Source organism: Rubellimicrobium rubrum (assembly GCF_006152115.1).
Lineage (GTDB): Bacteria > Pseudomonadota > Alphaproteobacteria > Rhodobacterales > Rhodobacteraceae > Rubellimicrobium > Rubellimicrobium rubrum.
In genome coordinates, this window is sequence record NZ_VDFU01000086.1 from 1 (window position 1) to 717 (window position 717).

A 717-nucleotide genomic window follows, 5' to 3' on the forward strand; every position below is an offset into this window, starting at 1 on the left:
GCGTCCTCGTTCAGGTCCGCCACAGTGATGGTGACGGTCTGATGGCTGGCGTTCCCGAAGCCGTCGGTCGCGGTGACGACCACCAGATAGATGTTGTTGCCGTCCGTATCCCCGGCGGCCTCGTAGTCGGGTGCGGCCACGAACGTCAGGGCGCCCGTAGAGGGGCTGATGGCGAACCGTCCTTGATCGCTGCCCCCGGTGATGGACCAGGTGACGACCTCGTTGGCCGCGAAGGTTGCGACAGCGGTCTGACCTTCGTCCACGGTCTTGGCCGAGGTGGCGTCCCCGGCTGCGCCCGAGAGGCCGGTAATCGCCGGAGGCGTGGCGTCTTCGGCCACATCGGTCACCGTGATGGTGACGAGCTGCTGGCTGCTGTTGCCGTTGCCGTCGGTGGCCTGGACCGTCACGAGGTAGATATTATCGGTGTTCGCATCGACGGGAGCCTCGAAGTCCGGCCCGGACGCGAAGCGAAGCTCACCGCTGCCAGGGTTGATCGTGAACTGGCCCTGATCGGTGCCACCCACGATGGCCCAGGTCACGCCTTCGTCCCCCGTGAAGCTGTGAACGGCCAACGTGCCTTCGCTCACCGACTTCGCGGCTGTCCCGGAGCCGGCTCCACCCGAGGGTCCACTGATCACCGGGGCGATGTCGTCGAGATCCAGGACCGTCACGGTCAGGGTCTGCTGGCTGGCGTTGCCAGTGCTGTCCGTCGCGGTG

Annotated in this window: 1 protein-coding gene; it reads right to left on the bottom strand. The window is 66.7% G+C overall.

The window, feature by feature from the left end; translation table 11 throughout:
• On the bottom strand, window positions 1–717 hold a 717-nt coding region (locus FHG66_RS21810), incomplete at both ends, for a cadherin repeat domain-containing protein (protein WP_176556397.1).